13 protein-coding genes and 1 tRNA gene are annotated in these 17935 nt (G+C 44.8%); 5 read left to right on the top strand and 9 right to left on the bottom strand.

The features are described 5' to 3' along the window. The first annotated feature begins 367 nt into the window (after positions 1-367). Positions 368-1834 (top strand): EAL domain-containing protein, encoded by a 1467-nt coding sequence (locus tag L1076_RS02200; protein ID WP_237303052.1) that lies wholly within the window; start codon positions 368-370, stop codon positions 1832-1834. A 4-nt stretch (positions 1835-1838) separates the two neighbouring features. Here the strand turns inward: L1076_RS02200 and modF are convergent, their stop codons facing one another. Together modF and L1076_RS02190 are read right to left on the bottom strand one after the other, a co-directional pair. Then, entirely contained in the window at positions 1839-3287 is a 1449-nt protein-coding gene (gene modF / locus L1076_RS02195; protein WP_237303051.1) for a molybdate ABC transporter ATP-binding protein ModF, read from the bottom strand. Positions 3288-3764: 477 nt separating this feature from the next. Continuing rightward, positions 3765-3855: transfer RNA gene (locus tag L1076_RS02190), tRNA-Ser, on the bottom strand. A 330-nt stretch (positions 3856-4185) separates the two neighbouring features. On the opposite strand from L1076_RS02190, the gene L1076_RS02185 reads away from it, so the two are divergent. Further along, the gene (locus tag L1076_RS02185) at positions 4186-4866 is read left to right on the top strand and encodes a MaoC family dehydratase (protein WP_237303050.1); all 681 of its coding nucleotides are present in this window, start codon (positions 4186-4188) and stop codon (positions 4864-4866) included. A 64-nt stretch (positions 4867-4930) separates the two neighbouring features. Here the strand turns inward: L1076_RS02185 and L1076_RS02180 are convergent, their stop codons facing one another. After that, the gene (locus L1076_RS02180) at positions 4931-5758 is read right to left on the bottom strand and encodes a phosphate ABC transporter substrate-binding protein (RefSeq protein WP_038877242.1); all 828 of its coding nucleotides are present in this window, start codon (positions 5756-5758) and stop codon (positions 4931-4933) included. Between the two features lie 298 nt (positions 5759-6056). Here L1076_RS02180 and L1076_RS02175 point away from each other — a divergent pair, with 298 nt between their 5' ends. Continuing rightward, positions 6057-6413, top strand: a complete 357-nt coding sequence (locus tag L1076_RS02175) for a DUF3024 domain-containing protein (RefSeq protein ID WP_039975181.1) — start codon at positions 6057-6059, stop codon at positions 6411-6413. Positions 6414-6437: 24 nt separating this feature from the next. Here L1076_RS02175 and L1076_RS02170 read toward each other — a convergent pair whose 3' ends face one another. After that, complete coding sequence (locus L1076_RS02170; protein ID WP_038877240.1) at positions 6438-7232, bottom strand: AraC family transcriptional regulator; 795 nt, start codon at positions 7230-7232, stop codon at positions 6438-6440. Positions 7233-7304: 72 nt separating this feature from the next. Further along, positions 7305-9308: an exoribonuclease II gene (gene rnb, locus L1076_RS02165; protein ID WP_104028919.1), complete on the bottom strand. Its 2004-nt coding sequence runs from the start codon at positions 9306-9308 to the stop codon at positions 7305-7307. Between the two features lie 379 nt (positions 9309-9687). Here rnb and L1076_RS02160 point away from each other — a divergent pair, with 379 nt between their 5' ends. After that, entirely contained in the window at positions 9688-11646 is a 1959-nt protein-coding gene (locus tag L1076_RS02160) for a DEAD/DEAH box helicase (RefSeq protein WP_038866599.1), read from the top strand. A 363-nt stretch (positions 11647-12009) separates the two neighbouring features. Beyond that, entirely contained in the window at positions 12010-13203 is a 1194-nt protein-coding gene (locus L1076_RS02155; RefSeq protein WP_038866598.1) for an acetate/propionate family kinase, read from the top strand. A gap of 82 nt (positions 13204-13285) precedes the next feature. On the opposite strand, the gene L1076_RS02150 is transcribed toward L1076_RS02155, so the two are convergent. From L1076_RS02150 to L1076_RS02135, 4 genes are read right to left on the bottom strand one after another with little or no spacing between them, the layout of a single operon-like run. Then, a complete protein-coding gene (locus L1076_RS02150) occupies positions 13286-15442 on the bottom strand; it encodes a c-type cytochrome (protein WP_237303049.1) in 2157 nt (718 codons plus the stop codon). After that, positions 15439-16050: a cbb3-type cytochrome c oxidase subunit II gene (locus L1076_RS02145; RefSeq protein ID WP_038866596.1), complete on the bottom strand. Its 612-nt coding sequence runs from the start codon at positions 16048-16050 to the stop codon at positions 15439-15441. The genes L1076_RS02150 and L1076_RS02145 overlap by 4 nt, the downstream gene beginning before the upstream one ends. 1 nt (position 16051) lies before the next feature. Beyond that, complete coding sequence (gene ccoN, locus L1076_RS02140) at positions 16052-17461, bottom strand: cytochrome-c oxidase, cbb3-type subunit I (RefSeq protein WP_237303048.1); 1410 nt, start codon at positions 17459-17461, stop codon at positions 16052-16054. A gap of 15 nt (positions 17462-17476) precedes the next feature. Next, positions 17477-17839, bottom strand: a complete 363-nt coding sequence (locus tag L1076_RS02135; protein WP_038877234.1) for a cytochrome c — start codon at positions 17837-17839, stop codon at positions 17477-17479. Between the last annotated feature and the right edge of the window lie 96 nt (positions 17840-17935).

Genomic DNA, 17935 nt, shown 5'->3' with positions numbered 1-17935 from the left:
ATTCTCATATAATGAGAAAAAGCCATATTAATGTTTTTCCTTTAAGAGGAGGGCTCGCCATTTAAGCATCGGGTCATGATTTTTCTTCCTGCAGACTTCACCTTTACCTACTGGTTAAATTAGCAATTTTTGTGTGAATTCCTCTTCACAGATCGCATTCCAGTCTTGAAAGTTGGTAAACTCTGTCTCTCAAATGAGCCATGTATCAATAACTCATTGTTATATTTGCGGCTTTATTACTTGTTAACCATACTCAATCAGTGGATAGGTTCTGGCGGTTGCTTTTGAAGTGGTTTCTTAAGTATCTGATAGGGAAGCGTTATTTGTATTTTGTTTGTAAGTTTGATTGAGAAGAGATTATTCCTCGATGATAAATAAAGAGCTTTTGAAAAAAGCCATCATTTACTTGCTCCCGCTGCCACTTATTGTCGCGGAAGTTTTCTATTTAGCGCATCAAAGTGTTCAACGTAACCTTGACCATATTCTTGATAAAAATCTGCAAGTTGCGGATGAAATCCTGTTTCAAATAGAGACAGAAAACCGGACAGCATTGATCAATCCGGAGCGTTGTGAAGCAATACAACAAAATTTAATGTTTGAGAGACACATTGACGAGACCTTGATCGTAAAAGATGGTCAGATCATTTGTTCCTCGAAACTGGGATCAATGAATCGTCCGATGGAGAACTATGTTCAGCTATATCGCAAAGGTGAACTTACGCTAGGTCATATCACTGGCTATGCTGACCAAGTCTTATTTCTGATCACCCCCAAAGAGGATGCACCGGAATACCAAGCCGTTACTATCGTGGATAGAGACTACTTTGGCGCGACGATTGGTTATCGTAATGATATACGTTTAAAGCGTTCGGCTATGTTTGTTGGTAAGGATTCTGCGCCCAAAGATGCTTCTATGCAGGGAGAAAACGCAGTATCACTTGGCTACTCTAAGTTGTTTGACTACGAGGCTCTAGTGGAAGCCAGCGATTTTTACGTTGAGCAGAAGCGCTTTTCATATGTGATTTCAGCGCTTCCAATATTATTACTCTTTTATCTCTTAATTTTCTTGGTAAATCGCTTCATCGATCCTCAGCGAAGTTTAGTTTCTGACTTACGCAAAGCGATTAAAAAGCGGGAGCTCTTATTGCATTACCAACCTCAAGTAGATTCGAGAACTGGTAAAACGTTTGGCTATGAAGCCTTAGTGCGTTGGCCTCACAAACAGAAGGGTTTTATTTCTCCTGATGAATTTGTACCTGCGGCAGAAGAGAGCGGGTTGGTGGAGATGCTAACTGATTTCGTATTAGAAAGAGCGTGTGAGGATTTTTCTCAATTTAAGTTCGAACAGCCAGTCCATCTAGGCATCAATGTCCCACCAGGTTATCTTGCTGGTGCTCACGTAATAAGAAAAATCGAGACCATTCATCGGAAACTGAAACAATACAATGTTGAGATGAGCATTGAGATTACCGAGAGGCAATTGATTGATGGGGAGGCAAGGTGCCATATTGCGGCGCTCAGGTTACATGGGATTCAGGTGTTGATCGATGACTTTGGCACAGGGCAAACCGCATTGGCAGTTCTGCAACATATGAAGGTCGATTATCTGAAAATTGATAAGTGCTTTGTTGATACCATCGGGATTGACAGCGTTAATTCCACGGTATTGAATGCAATTGTTAGATTGGCTGAGGATCTACATGTCGATCTGATTGCAGAAGGTGTCGAAACTCGGGAGCAAGCAGCACACTTGACGATGTTAGGTGTGAACCTACACCAAGGCTATTTCTATGCTAAACCACTTCCTTATTCGGAAGTGGTTGGTTCTCAGTAAATGCTTACTCAGTACTCCCTTTATAGCATTGAGTCTGTTCGTCGAATCTGAATTCTAGATAATTCTGAATACTCTCTAAGCCATCTTCCTGATAGTGAGAAACATATAGGAGCTGGCTTAGGTTTTCTTTTGCAACTAACTCAAGGGTGTTTTTTACCAGCACTCGACCAAGGTAATCTAAACCTTGGTAGGGCTCATCCAGTATTAACAACGTTGGTTGTTTTACAATCGCTCTAGCTATTAAGAGCAAGCGCTGTTGACCATATTCCAGTTGTTTGAACGACGTTTTCTCATACTGCTCCATATGCAAGATTGTCAGCCACTCTTTAGCTATATTGAGTTCTTTCTTACTTGGTTTGGAGTACAACCCAATTGAGTCATAAAACCCTGATAGAATGACTTCTAGTGCGCTGCAGTTGACTCGATATTGCAGATGTAGTGCGGAAGAAACCATACCAATGTATTGCTTGATTTCCCATATGGTTTCGCCAGTACCGCGTTTTTTACCAAAGATCTGAATATCATTACTGTAACACTGAGGGTGGTCACCAAATATCAGCCCTAATAACGTGCTTTTTCCGCAGCCGTTCGGTCCTTTTACTTGCCAATGCTGACCTTTGTCGATACGCCAGTTCAAGTCGGTGAAAATGGTTTTCTCTGTATACTCGACCTTGCCGTTTTTTAGCTCAAAGATGGGGTTATCGAAGTGAGTTGAATGTTGGTGCTGGCGAATCAACGTCATCATCTCTTTGCTTTGTTTTTCTGACTGTGATTTGATCTGCGCTATGACAGGGTGTAGGTCCCAGCTTTGCTTATCCATGGTGCTATCAAGCTTGCCTGCGTTGAACAGCGCAATACGTTCTATCCAGTCAGGTATGTCAGATTCACGAGAGAAGGTAATCAGCATTTGTACTGATTGAGAGAGTGTTTGAAGGTAAGTCGCCAATGACGCACGGTGAGCGATATCTAAACCAGTAAACGGGTTGTCTAGCAACACTAAGTCAGGCTTGGTCGCTAGCGCTCGGGCAAGCATAACGCGTCGTGTTTCACCCGTTGAAAGCACTCGAAAACCGCTTTCTGCTAAATGTGATAAGTCGAGGTCTTCAATCAGATCCTGTGTGAAGGCTTCATCTTGGCAGACTTCAAAAATTAACTGGTAAACGGAACTGCCTTGGTCAATATGGTCGAGAAAGTCGGTATCGTCCTTTTCTATCTCCAGTTCCAATAATCGTTGTTGCTCAGAAAGGGAGACCTGAGCAATATGACAATCTTCGATGTTCAGTTTACCTGATTCAGGTTTAATCTCACCACACAGTAAGTCACCAAGCATCGAACCAATATCGCCCTCAGAACTGAATATCCCCCAAGATTGCCCGGCTTCAATCTGCCAATCGTCGATAGAGAGAGTAGAAGTGTTTTCCTTTGCAGTAAGCTGATGAAATTGAATCGGCATTGTGTCTGTCTTCCATGATTTATTGTTATCTTGCTCCTAGTTATAACAAGTCTGAGTCTGCATAGAACGAATTGATGTGCGGATTTTTTCGTCGATTGCGATAAGTGCGGAGTTGGTCAGTAAATCTAGAATAAGGTGAAAGGGAAGAGTATGTAGTGGGGGAGCAAACCACTAGGGAACAAGCTGTTCTGTATCTTACAAGATTCAAAATGACGAAAGCCTGTTGATTTCTCAGCGAGCTTTCTAAATGTGGGGGAGTTCGGGGACGCCTAGTCTGGGCTTGCATTCAAGGAGGGATTTGGGTTAATACCTTTAAACCGCTGAAATACGAAAAAGCCCGCTAATCTCTTAACGGGCTTTTTACTAGAATGTGGCGGAGTGCTGGGGTCGCACACGACTAGGGAGTTAGAAATCCCGTAATTTTCCAAATGCTAAAACGACGAAAGCCCGTTGATTTCTCAACGGGCTTTCTAAATGTGGCGGAGAGATAGGGATTTGAACCCTAGATACGCTATTAACGTATGCCGGTTTTCAAGACCGGTGCTTTCAACCACTCAGCCATCTCTCCGTTGCGGGACGTATAATAGGGTGAGTAGAAAACGTTGTAAAGTATTGATTTCATCTAAAAGAACTGTTTGCGCGTTTTATAGTCACACTTCTAGAAGGTGAATATCACAAATTACCGTAGAAAAGATGATTGTTACGATATATTGTAGAGTATTTACTTTATGTTGTGGTTACTTAATAAAATAGTGTTTTATTGCTATCTTCATGAAAAATAAGAATTAAATGACTTTGAGTATACATGTGTTCGCCCGAAAGTATTTGCAACATAGTGTGAGTTAATTCAAAATTAACTGGTATAGCCAGTTGTGCTTGAATTTATCGAAGGGTTTTTATGAAAGTCACGAATCTATTTAAAGACAAAGTTGGTGCGATCTCTGCTCACCAATCAGAGTTTATGAATTGGATGTCTCCAACGCTACGCGATTATTGGGGTGACTTTTTAGGTCGAGCACAAAGCAGCTTTCTTTTTTCTAAAGTACGTGATCATCAGCAGCCTGCTGTGAATGAGGAAGTGATTTCTCAACCTGATCCAATTGTCCTAAAACCAGAAGCACAAGTGCTTTTCGATGAGTTGAGCGACAAGATTGGTGAAGTGATCCACGTGGGTGACTGGGTTCATGTTTCTCAAGAACGTATCAACCAATTTGGTTCGGTAACGGAAGACATGCAATGGATCCACACCGATCCAGAACGTGCTTCAACAGAATCACCATTTAAAACTACGATTGCTCATGGTTTCCTGACGTTGGCGCTTTTGCCGAAGCTGACAGACTCTGTTGATCCAGAAAAACCAATGTTCCCAACAGCAAAGTTGGTCGTGAACCTAGGTTTAAACCAAGTACGTTTCCCGTACCCTGTGAAGGCGGGTAACAATGTACGTGCATCAAGTACGCTTACTAAAATCACACCAATCAAGAAAGGCCTTGAGATTGAGCGTGAAATCAAAGTAGAAATTGAAGGTATTCGTCGACCTGGAGCGGTAGTTGTTTCTGTGATTCAGTTGCATTTCTAATTGGAATAAAAAGATTCAAACAAAAAAGAGAGCACAACTAGGCTCTCTTTTTTGTATCCGCGGTTTACTGATTGAAGCTTTTTACCGGTGTGTAACCGTAATCTGCAATCGCTTTTTGACCTTCTTGCGACTTCAGAAACTTCACGAAGTCTTTGCCTGCTTTTTCCAATCCATCGACCTTGTACAGAACTAAAAATGGGCGAGCTAGCTTGTATTTGTGATTGGCGATATTGCTCGCTGTAGGAGCAGTGCCTTCAAATTGAATCGCTTTTATTGACCGGTCAACTGAGCCAACAGAGATAAATCCAATCGCGTGAGGGTTATGGTTTACGATGGTTTTTACCATGCTATTGCTGTTGACGACAAGGTTGTTCGGATTGATATCAGAGACCAGGCGGTCGTTCACGATCTTGGTTAATCCAAGTAGACTTTCAAAGCTGTAACGAGAACCGGAAGAGGCTTCACGCGTGACGACTGCGATAGGTTGGTCTGTACCGCCAACTTGCTTCCAGTTGTCGACTTTACCTTTGTAGATATCAAACAGTTGTTGTTCCGAAAGGTTGGCTACAGAGTTAGTGCGGTTAACAACAACAGCAAGACCATCATAAGCGATAGGGAATACGTTTAAGTCTTCTCCTTTCTCTCTTTCTGTTAAATAGCGAGAGCTCATCCCCATCTCAACCACACCTTTATTTACCATAGTGATACCAGCGGTTGAGCCAATACCTTGCACGGCAATATAATCATCAGGGTGTGTTTTATTATATTCTTCTGCAAGTACATCCATTACTCGTGCAACGGAAGTAGAACCTGAAATATTCACTTCTTTTGCCACAGCAGAAGGAAGGGAAAGAGCCATGGCTAATACAGTTGCCACAGTAAAACGTAACATATTGAACTCCATATACGGTATATCGCAGCGCTCATCATATTTCGTTCAGGTTACACTTTTGTGAATGCAGATTGATATCCATAGCGAATTATCGATTGCGCTCGTTTTATGTTGATAACTATCAATAATATCGGATGGGAGGGTTTCACTGATTTGAAGTGAAAGAGGTGACGCAGTTAGCTTTTCGGCATCAAATGCGATGCTATTCTAGACTTGAGCGGGCGCATGCCCGATGGTGATTTCTGCCTCTCTCAGGCACTTGGGTATATACTAAGAACAACATATCAGGAGTACGCTCATGTCCGTGTCTCAAATGGCGACCAGTCGCCTACATAAGTTGGTTCAAACGCTTTGCGCTAGACGAAATGTCAATTTGCCAGTAGAAGCGCTGGGGAAGTGCTTGTACGAGCCTATAGAGAACGGTGTCGAGCTTTATCATGCGCACTTCTTACTTGATTCACAACACAGTGAGTACACATCTCCCATCGCTAAAATCCTATTTGATGCTAAAACTCAGCTTTGGTGCTTTTATGTTCCGACCTATAGTGAAGAAGAACTGGTATGGATACCTTACGAGAAGCTACCAAGTAGTCAAACGCTTGAGGTGCTTCTCGCCGAACTGGAAAGCGATCCTCAAGCGTGTTTTTGGGATTGATGGCTAACTTATCTTCAACCCCGATTACTTTGCGATTTGGCTACGAAACTCTTTTGGCGTGATGCTGTAAATCGATTTAAATGCGGTACTAAAATGTGCTGCGCTTTTAAATCCAGATTCAAAGGCAATTTGAGTAATGGATTTCTGAGAGACACGAAGTTGGGTTGCTGCATGGTTGATGCGCTTCACTTTCAAAATATGAGAGAACGAAAGGTTCTCCGCTGCCAATCTACGCTTGAGTGTGGCGATAGACATACTCATGTGCGTTGCTAACGCTTCTAACGTAATGTCTTTTTCTATGTTCTTTTCAATATACTTAATCGCCTTCTGAGACGCGGTTAGGCTGCTTGCGTCATCAATGATAGATAAGATGTCTGGCTGAACTTCTACCATCAGTGACAACAGGGCGAGGGCAATATGGCTTTGAGCGTATTGTGGTGCTTTGTTATCTGCTAATTCAATTAACGCGCTCTTAAGCTGCGAGATAACTAGGTGGCCTTGAGCTGAAAATGGATAAAAGCGACGATCGTCGGTGTCTGATGTAATCGTAGGGTGGGCCGATTTGAATTCACTGAACAAACCAATGTCAAAGACCAAGGCAATCGCTTTAAAACCGCCAGGTTTGGCTTCTGCACTTCTTAAGTCCGCTGAATTATAAAGGGTGAAATCTCCTGCTTTCAGTTCAAATTGTTCGCCACTTGGCTGGTTGATAACAAGGGTGCCTTCCTCAACAACATATAACCCGTTGTGGGTGGCGGTGTAGCGTTCACTTTTGCGAGCAGTGAAGTGATTAAAGCGAATGATCTCAATGTTCGGCATATTCGTTCTTATCGTTTTTACATGACAAATAAAAAAGGCGCTCAGTTGAGCGCCTTTAAACTTCAACCGGTATTATTCACTCACAGATTCTTCTGTTTGTGTCGCTGGCTTATCAGCGAATACCTGGGTCGGTTTTGCAACTAAACTGCGGTTTTCTTGGTTTACGTCCGAAAGAACAATTTCCAATGTATCACCCAGTTTGTATACCACTTCTTTATCGATAGAAATGGTACCGTTGTCACCGTTACACTCAATTCTTTCTTTATTATCAAGAATCAAGCTACCAGGAATAAAGGCCGCTGCGCCATTTTCGAGAAGTCGAACACGTGCACCAGCACGATTAATATCGAAAATCTCACCTGTGAAACACGTTTTCTTACTTGGCTCTTCTGCAAGAGTACGAGCATATAACCAATCTGACACGTTTCGCTCGGCAATTTTGTGGTGCTTACGGTGCAGTGCTAATTCTTCGCCGACTTCATCATCAGGTGTTTGAACCGGTTCTTTGCCAAGAATAACGGCTTTCAGCATGCGGTGGTTGATCATGTCGCCGTATTTACGGATTGGTGAAGTCCAAGTCGCGTAGATATCTAGACCCATTGCGTAGTGAGGAAGTGGTTGGTTGCCTACTTCACTGTACGTTTGGAATTTACGGATACGGTTATCTAGGTATGTCGTTTCTTGTTCGCCCAACCAACGACGAAGTGCCGCAAAGCCTTCTAGTGTCGCAACTGATTCTGCTGTGAATTCAAGTGTACCTTCAGGGTTTACCATTTGAACGACTTCCTCGATTTTCTCAGCTTTCAAGCCAGCGTGTGTGTTGAACACGCCCGTTTCAAATTTGTCACGTAGTGTACGGCCTGCACAGATGTTTGCAGTGATCATGGATTCTTCAACAAGACGGTTTGCGCTGCGGCGCATGTCCGCGTGAATAGCAATAACGTCGTTGTCTTCGCTTAGTTCAAAACGGTAGTCGGGGCGATCTGGGAAGACAACGGCATTCTTTTCTCGCCAATCAGCGCGAGCAAGAGAAAAGTCATATAGGTCACGAACGATGGTTGCGATTTCTTCTGATGGTTGCCACTTGTCTGAGCTGCCGTTTTCTAGCCAATCTGACACATTGTCATAAGCAAGGCGCGCATGAGACTTAATGTTTGCTGCGAAGAAGTTGATGTCATCACCAACGACACCTTCTTTGCTTACTGTCACAGTACAGCAAATCGCAGGGCGTACTTCATCTTCAATCAGTGAACATAGGTTATCTGCAAGGTCACGCGGAAGCATAGGGATGTTACGACCTGGAAGGTAGATAGTGTAACCACGTTCACGTGCAACCTTATCCATTTCGTCTTCTGGTGTAATGTATGCAGTTGGATCGGCAATTGCGATGGTCAGTTCAAAGTCGCCAGACTCTGTCTTCTTCGCAAACAGCGCATCGTCCATATCTTTGGTTGATTCGCCGTCAATGGTGACGAAAGGCACGTGTGTCATATCAACACGTTCTAGATCCGCATCGTCTTTCAATTCCCAGTTATCAATGCCAGCAGGCTCTGAGTTTGGCAAATCGTTTTGTGCAAGCGTTACCCACCAAGGTGCAATCTTGTCGTTTGCATCGGTAATCTTCTCAGAAATCTCTACGAAGAATGAGTTGTCACCTTTAAGAGGGTGACGAATAAGATGAGCAACAACCCAGTCGCCTTCAACGAAATTGTCAGGCTTTAAGCCTTTCTTTAGTTTCGCTTTAAGAGAGAGCTTTTTCAGCTGTGGGTGATCAGGTGCAACGTTTAGCTTGCCTTTGAACATTTTTACTCGGCCAATAAAGCGAGTTACAGCTTGTTCTAGCAGCTCTTGTGGTTCTGCGACTTCACGTTCGTTTTCAGTGCGGATGATGGCAACGACTTTGTCGCCGTGCATGCACTTTTTCATGTACGCTGGTGGGATGAAGAAGCTGGTTTTGCTGTCCACTTCCAGGAAGCCAAAGCCTTTATCGGTTGCTTTGATTGAGCCTTCTTTTTTAGGCAGGTTTTCTTGGATTTGTTGCTTAAGCTGAGCTAATAGAGGGTTATCTTGAAACATCTTTTCTTAACTTACCAATGGAATTGGGCACACTATAATCATTGCGGGCTATTATTACTACCTAAAGCCCCCAAATTCACTGTGAATTATTGATGAATTGAACAGCGTTGTGGTGCTTTTCTCTACGGAGAATGGAGGGGTAGGTGGAATTTTATGCGAATATTACCATTAGTGAGAATAAATTGTGATGTAATTCAATTTTTTCTAGCTTTTTTTATGCATTTAAGGAATAATCCGCCTCCCTTAGTCGTCCCTAATGGCTTATCGCGGTTGTGTACTGTGCTAATTCCTTTCTGAATGGATTTAGTATCTGGATGGATCAGTATCGAATTGGAAGAGCATATGGGACTGTTTTTTTGTTTAATTAAGTAGGATCCCAATGCAAGATTCTGTTATTCAATTCAGTGATTTATCTCTGAATGATTCTATCCTTTCTGCTCTAGACGGAATGGGTTTCGTGTCACCAACTCCAATTCAGGCTGCGGCAATCCCACACCTATTGGAAGGTGCTGACGCGCTGGGCAAGGCACAAACGGGTACAGGTAAAACGGCAGCATTCTCTCTGCCTCTTCTAAACAAGCTAGATCTTGATCAGCGTAAACCACAAGCAATCGTTCTTGCTCCAACTCGTGAGCTAGCGATTCAGGTTGCGGCTGAAATGAAAAACCTTGGTAAAAATATCAAAGGTCTTAAAGTTCTAGAAATCTACGGTGGTGCTTCTATCGTGGATCAAATGCGTGCTCTTAAAAACGGTGCACACGTTGTTGTAGGTACTCCTGGCCGTGTTCAAGACCTTATCAACCGTGAACGTCTACATCTAGACGAAGTTAGCACTTTCGTACTTGATGAAGCGGACGAAATGCTAAACATGGGTTTCGTGGACGACGTAACTGCAATCATGGAGCACGCTCCTGAATCAGCTCAACGTGTTCTATTCTCTGCAACTATGCCACCAATGCTGAAAAACATTGTTGAGCGCTTCCTACGTGATCCTGTAACTGTTGACGTTGCTGGTAAAAACCACACTGTAGACAAAGTTCAACAACAGTTCTGGGTAGTGAAGGGTGTAGAGAAAGATGAAGCAATGTCTCGTCTTCTTGAAACTGAAGAAACTGACGCGTCAATCGTATTCGTACGTACTCGTCAAGACACTGAGCGTCTAGCTGATTGGCTATCTGCACGTGGCTTTAAAGCTGCTGCACTGCACGGTGATATTCCTCAGTCTCTACGTGAGCGTACTGTTGATCATATCAAACAAGGTGTTATCGACATCCTAGTTGCAACAGACGTTGTTGCACGTGGTCTTGACGTTCCACGTATTACACACGTATTTAACTACGACATCCCATTCGATGTTGAGTCTTACATCCACCGTATCGGTCGTACTGGCCGTGCTGGACGTAAAGGTAAAGCGATCCTACTTGTTCGCACTAACCAAATCCGCATGCTTCGCACTATCGAGCGCGTAACTAAGTCATCTATGGAAGAAATCCAACTTCCTCTACGTGACCAAGTTGCTGAAGCTCGTCTAAGCAAGCTAGCTGCTGAACTAGAAGCTGAGAAAGAGCACAAGTCTCTAGACAAATTCGCTGAGCTAGTAGAGAAACTACAAACTTCTCTAGAAATCGACCCAGCGATGCTTGCGGCAATGCTTCTTAAGCGTCAGCAAGGTAAACGTCCTCTATTCTACATTGGCGAAGACCCAATGGTTGAAGCGATTGAACGTGACAAGCAACGTCGTAAAGAGCGTCGCGAAGGCGGTCGTGAAGGCGGTCGCAGCTTCAATACACAAGATTGGGATACTTACCAGCTTCAAGTAGGTCGTGAGCAAGGTGTTCAAGTGAAAGACATCGTTGGTGCTCTAGCTAACGAGCTTGGTCTAGGCAAAGGCTCTATCGGTGCGATTAAGCTAGCTCAAGGTCACACATTTGTTCAGCTACCAAAAGCAATGACTTCAGACGCAGCAAGCAAGCTAAGCAAGCTTCGCATCCGTCAACAAGAAGTTGGCGCTGTAGTTTGTGACTTCGATGACTTCCGTGAGTCTCGTGGTGGCGGTCGTCGTGACGGTGGTCGTCGCGATGGTGGTCGTCGTGATGGCGGCGGTTACCGTGGCAACCGTGAAGGCGGCAACGGCAACCGTGGTGGTGATCGTCGTGAAGGCGGTCGTCGCGAAGGTGGTTTCCGTGGTAACCGCGATGGCAACCGTGAAGGTGGCAACCGCGAAGGTAACCGTGAAGGTGGCGAACGTCGTTTCGATCGTAACCGTGGCGGTGATCACCGTGGTGCACACCGTGGTGAACGTGGTCACGGCCGTGGTCGTCGCACGCAAGACGCATAATATCTGCACACTATTGCATTAAAAAATAGTTGAATATGAAAGCCGAGCGAAATGCTCGGCTTTTTTGTCTCTGCTCTTCTATACTCTATTCATTCAAAAAAATTCGTAATATTTTTGTTTTCTTACTCATATATTGATGATTTTAAGTGTCTGATTCCACTTTTGTTGAGTGAATTTGATATATTTCACTGCTCAAATAAATTTTAAACTTGTCATAGATCAACAAAAATTACGCAAACGAGCAACTAACACTAAAAGATAGTTGAAAGATTAAAAAATTATTGAATAATAGAGAGCACAAACAAGAAGTACGAAGCGCGGATGCGCAATTACAACCTTTGCTCCACAACAGGAAACTATTTCATGTCTAATTCGTTTGTACTGGTGATCAACTCAGGTAGCTCATCACTAAAATTTGCAGTCATCGACTCACAATCTGGCGATGCTGTGCTAAGTGGTCTGGGCGAATGCTTTGGTCTATCAGACGCTCGTATGAGCTGGAAATTCAACGGTGAAAAATTTGAATTTGCTATTAAAGGTAATGAGAACCACCATCAACTTGCAGTAGCAAAATTAGTTGAGTTAGTAAAAGAGTACAAATTAATTGACCATGTTGTTGCTGTTGGCCACCGAGTGGTTCACGGCGGTGAGAAGTTTACCAAGACAGTCCGTTTAGATGAGTCTGTTATTGCAGACGTAGAAGCGTTAAGTGACTTAGCCCCTCTACATAACCTTGCTCATGCGATTGGTATGCGTGCTTCTATGGCTGCATTCCCTGAGCTGCCTCAGTTTGCTGTGTTTGATACTGCGTTCCACCAAACAATGCCTGCAAGAGCTTACACCGGTGCAATTGCTAAAGAACTTTATACAGACTTTGGAATTCGTCGCTACGGCTTCCACGGTACGAGCCACTACTTCGTAAGCCGTGAAGCTGCGAAGATGCTGAATAAACCAGTGGAAGAATCAAGTTTCATTTCTGTTCACCTAGGTAACGGTGCTTCTGTTTGTGCAATCAACAATGGTGAGTCTGTAGATACATCTATGGGTTTCACGCCGCTGTCTGGCCTGATGATGGGCACACGTTGTGGTGACCTAGACCCAGGTATCATTGAGTACCTTCTGAAGAAAGGTTGGTCTCAAGAGAAAGTGTTTAACTCACTAAACAAGGCTTCAGGCTTCTTAGGTGTTTCTGGCCTAACAAGTGATGCACGCGGTATTTTGGAAGCGATGGAAGAGGGTCACGAAGGTGCAACTCTAGCGTTCCAAGTGTTTACATACCGTGTGTCTAAATACATTGCGTCTTACCTTGCTGCTCTAGATTCATTTGACGGCATCATCTTCACTGGCGGTATTGGCGAGAACTCTATGCCAATTCGTCGTGAAATCTTAAACAACCTTAAACTGCTAGGTTTTGTTGAAGATGTGAAAGGTAACGAAGACGCTCGATTTGGTAACGCAGGTGTTGTTGCTACATCTGAGTTGCTTGGTGCGAAAGCACTGGTTATTCCTACCAATGAAGAGTGGGTTATCGCTCAACAGTCGGTAGAACTGCTGTAAAACGGCAAAAATTTTGGGAACTAAGTCAAAGCCCTTTCCGATTGGAAAGGGCTTTTTTTGTACCTGATACTCGCCACTTTAGTTACTTGATATGGATGTTGTTATCTCGTCGGTCATACATATCTGGTGTGGTATGCAGTCCTCCGGCATAACCTGCGGCTCCTAAGGTTTCCCTTACTTCTCGAACGTCTGCTGGCGTAACAGGCGATTGTTGATCGCCGAGGTGTTTACGTACGAAGGTAATCAATTCTGCCAAACGAGCGTCTGATAAGATGTCTTCAAAGCTTGCCATCGGCATAAAGTTACGTTCAGGGTCAATGTAAGTTGGTTGTAAACCTCGTACCGTTACTGCAATGGTGTTAAACGGGTCACTGTGCATGATAATGCCGTTGTTCAAGAGCGTTGGTGCTATCGGATCTCGTCCTTTACCATCGTTACCATGGCATGCTCCACATGTTTGCTTGTAAGTTGCATAGATTGACTCTTGATAAGCCGCTTCGTCAAACCCTTTAGGCTCCAAAGGAACGGCATCGGCGGCAATGAAGTTGTTTACGTCACCATTGAGTAGATAGTAGGACATAGACTCAACGTCTTCACGAGTCATTAAGCTCAAACTGTTTTTGACCACGTCAGCCATCCCAGCAAAAGCAGTGCCTTTGTCTGAGTGACCTGTGTGCAAAAAGTCGGTCAGAGTCTTCTCATCCCAACCGCCCACATACAGCTCCGTGGACGTAATGTCAGGTGCGTTCCAGCCGTCAATCAAATTACCTTGGAAGATGCGCTCAGGAATCAATGCTTGAGCAATATTCCTCGGCGTGTGGCACTCTGAGCAGTGTCCTAAGCCTGCAACCCAGTATTTGCCTTTCTGCCACTTCTCTACGTCATCCACCGTGCCCTCAAGCTCTGAGGGTAGGTTGTAGTCGATAGGGTCGGTGTCCATAAAGACAATGTTCCAGCCAAGTAGACCAAGACGAATGTTCGATGGGAACATCATGTGGTTTTCATCGTTACGACGCGCCACGGCAGGAATAGACTGCATGTACTCCCACAAATCCGTCATATCCTGTTCCGTGAGGTATTGATAAGAGGTGTAAGGCATTGCCGGGTACAAGTAACCATGTTTGCCTTTACCGTGTACCAGAGCATCACGGAAGTTGTCGTAGTCATATTCACCAATCCCTTCACTGGCGTGAGGAGTAATATTGGTCGAATAGATTGTGCCAAATGGCGTAACAAACGGTAGCCCGCCGGCAAAAGGTTCGCCACCTTCTGCACTGTGACAAGCGACGCAATCCCCCGCGTGTGCTAGATATTCACCACGCTCGACAGATTGAGCGTTAAGTACTGCGAGCTTCTGCTCTTCCTCTTCGCCGGCTTTGCGGATGTAAGCACCAATCGCGAGGATCTCGTGCTCTGAGAGTTGGTTTTCAAACGCAGGCATCAAGTTGTTCAAACCGTAATTGATGGTGTGTTGAATCTCTTCAATACTGCCACCATGAAGCCATACGCTATCAGAAAGGTCGGGCACTCCCGTTTCTTGATTAGCGATAGAACCGTCTCCATGGCATGAGGCACAGTATTGAACGAACAAGGTCTTACCCAACTCTATTTTAACTTCAGGCACATTGCTGTGGCGTTGATTGAGTGACGCAAGATAGTAAGAAACCTTGTCCACTTCGTCCTTTCTCATCACTTCAACCCAGCCGGGCATCGCACCGTTACGGCCTTTCGCTATGGAATGAATGATGGCTTCATCATCTCCGCCGTACATCCATTCTTTATCGATAAGGTTAGGAAAGTGTTTTTGCCCTTGTGCATTATCTCTATGGCAGGCTGCGCAATGGGTTTGAAACAACATACGACCACTACGAACAATATCGGCATCTTGTGCAAGTGCCGCCAAAGAGGTGTCGGTTACTTGGCTAAATTGCTGGTCGAGTGTGGTTGATGGCGAGCTAAGTTTGTCGTCCGCTTGGTCATAATTCGCCAAGCCTTTCCATTCACCAAGCCCTGGATACAGAACCAAATAGCCTGCGGAGAGTAAAAACGCGACAGCGTAACTAATGAAGAGGAGTTTAGGTGGTGGCGCGTCCTTTTCATCTATCCCATCAAAAGAGGCGATCGTGTGGTCTTGGTCTGCTTTATGGTTGCTTCGCCAATACTTGACGATAACGCCCACCATCAGGACAAAGAAGATTATTGTGCAGGCAACGGCCCACCAGTTCCAGAATGTGCTCATGGAGCCACCTCCTGTGCTGTATCTTGGCCAAGACTTTGAAGATAACGGATCAGCGCTTCGCCTTTGGTTTTACCGCGAACTTGCAAGCGCGCGTCGGAAATCTCTTGGTCTGTGTATGGAACCCCTAATGTGCGTAGTGTCTCCATCTTGTCGACAATTGCATCGCCCGAGAGCGTTTGTTCGAACAACCAAGGGTAGGCCGGCATTATGGACGTTGGAATGACCTGACGAGGATCGATGAGATGCAATACATGCCATTGGTCAGAGTATTTACGGCCAAGGTTGGTTAAGTCCGGACCTGTGCGTTTTGAACCCCATAGGTTAGGGAATTCGTAAATGTCATCTGATTCCTTGTTTGCGCGACCGTTGCGTTTGGTCTCAGGCTCTAGAGGACGAACCATCTGCGTGTGGCAGACATGACACCCTTCACTGATGTAAATATCGCGACCCGCAAGCTCAATGGCGGTTAAAGGCTTGGCCAAGCTGCCTTTGGCGATGTCGTCGGTGCGAAGAATATTCGGCACAACCCAAACTGCGAGTGAGAAGGAGGCCACAACCACCGTAGTGATGATCAAGATGACCACTGAGTGAGTAAAGTCTTTGCTCATCTTATGCCTCCTTTGCCACTAACACCGATGGAGAACGCACGGTTTTGTACAAGTTGAATGCCATCAGGAATAGGCCAAGTACAAAGAGTGCGCCCCCAAAGAACCGCAGGAACAACCATGGCGCTTTAAAATTCATGGCTTCAATAAAGCTGTAAACCAGTTCGCCATTCTCATTCTGAGTTAGCCACATGTAGCCTTCGCCAATACCAGCAACCCAGAGCGCGATGGCGTAAATCGCAACACCAGCATGCGCGAGCCAGAAGTGCCATTTTATCAAACGCTTTGACCACAAATCTGTTTTGTTCCATAGACGAGGGATGAAGTAGTAGAACACCGCAATGCCTGACATACCGACCCAACCTAATGCGCCGGAATGAACGTGACCGATGACCCATTCAGTATTGTGCGCGAGCATATTGAACCAGCGAATTGCCAGTAGAGGCCCTTCAAATGTGGCTAAGCAGTAGTAAAGAATGGCAGAGAAGAAGAACAGGCAAATGTAGTCAGATTTAAGCTTCTCTTTGTTTTGTAGCAGTGTCATCGCACTGTTGAAAGCGCCCGCCCAAGATGGAAGCCAAAGAATGAGTGACATGATGATGCCGATGTTTTGTACCCAAATAGGCACCGATGAATAAACCAAATGGTGGGTACCTGCCCAAGTGTAAAAACCAACCAAGCCCCAAAAGTGGATGACAGATAAACGGTAAGAGTAAATAGGGCGGTCTGCCACTTTTGGTATGAAGTAATAATTCATACCAATCACACCAGCAGTCAGTAAGAAGCCCACTGCGTTGTGACCCCACCACCATTGCACAATGGCGTCCTGCGCTCCAGCAAAGACGGAATAAGATTTCATCAACGATACAGGCATGGCCAAGTTGTTCACGATGAAGATCATGGCAATGACAATGATAAACGCTGCGAAGAACCAATTGGCTACGAAAATGTGGTCGACTTTTCGTTTGGCGATTGTGCCGAAGAAAAGCACCGCATAAAGCACCCAGACTAAGACGATCAAAAGGTCGATTGGCCACTCTAACTCAGCGTATTCTTTTGAAGTTGTGTAGCCAGCGGGCAAACTGATTAACGCCAAAAAGAGTACCAGTTGCCAACCCCAGAAAACCATCCAAGATAAGCTTTGGTTAAAGAGATTACATCGTCCGGTGCGTTGAGCGATGTAGAGAGAGGTACCCATCAAAATATTGACTACAAAGCCGTATATTACGCCGGAAGTGTGTAGTGGTCTGAGTCGACCGAATTGGAAGTATTGAGAATCGAAGTTAAGTACTGGCCAATACAACTGCGCCGCGAGGATCACACCAATGATCATCCCGACAATAGCCCAAACTAACGATGCCAACACAAAATACTTCACAACTTTAGTGTTGTATTGAGTTGCTGCTTGTTCCATAAGAACGCTCCTCGTTTAAGGTTGAGCTTCTTTGCCTAGCTGAGAGTAGTAGTGGGCAATGTCTTCAATGTCTTGATCAGAGAGGGCGTCGGCCTGCTGTTGCATCAGCACCGCGAGACCACTGGTTCGCTCCCTCGCTTTGTAGTCCTTAAGGGAAGAAATCAGATAGGTTTTGTTCTGGCCGCGTAAGTTTGGGTACGCATCAATGGTCGATATGCCATCGACACCATGACAAGTCATACAAACTTTCGCTTTTTCTTTGCCGACTTCGAATTGCTCATCACCTTCTGCCGCAAAGGTGAGGGGAGAGATGCACACAGCGACGACGAGAGCCGTCCTCAAAGCTGCGCTCATGTTTTGGGTGTTCTTTAATCTCATCACTGATTCCCTAGTAATTTGAATGCGTGTTTCACTAACTCGGGCGCTGATATTCCAGATTTTCACTGTTATTGGTGGCGTGAATGCACTGGCGTA

It is taken from the genome of Vibrio sp. MMG023, from assembly GCF_021654215.1.
Classification (GTDB): domain Bacteria; phylum Pseudomonadota; class Gammaproteobacteria; order Enterobacterales; family Vibrionaceae; genus Vibrio; species Vibrio jasicida.
Note: the sequence above shows the minus strand (reverse complement) of the source record. Positions and strands in the feature narration are given on the sequence as shown.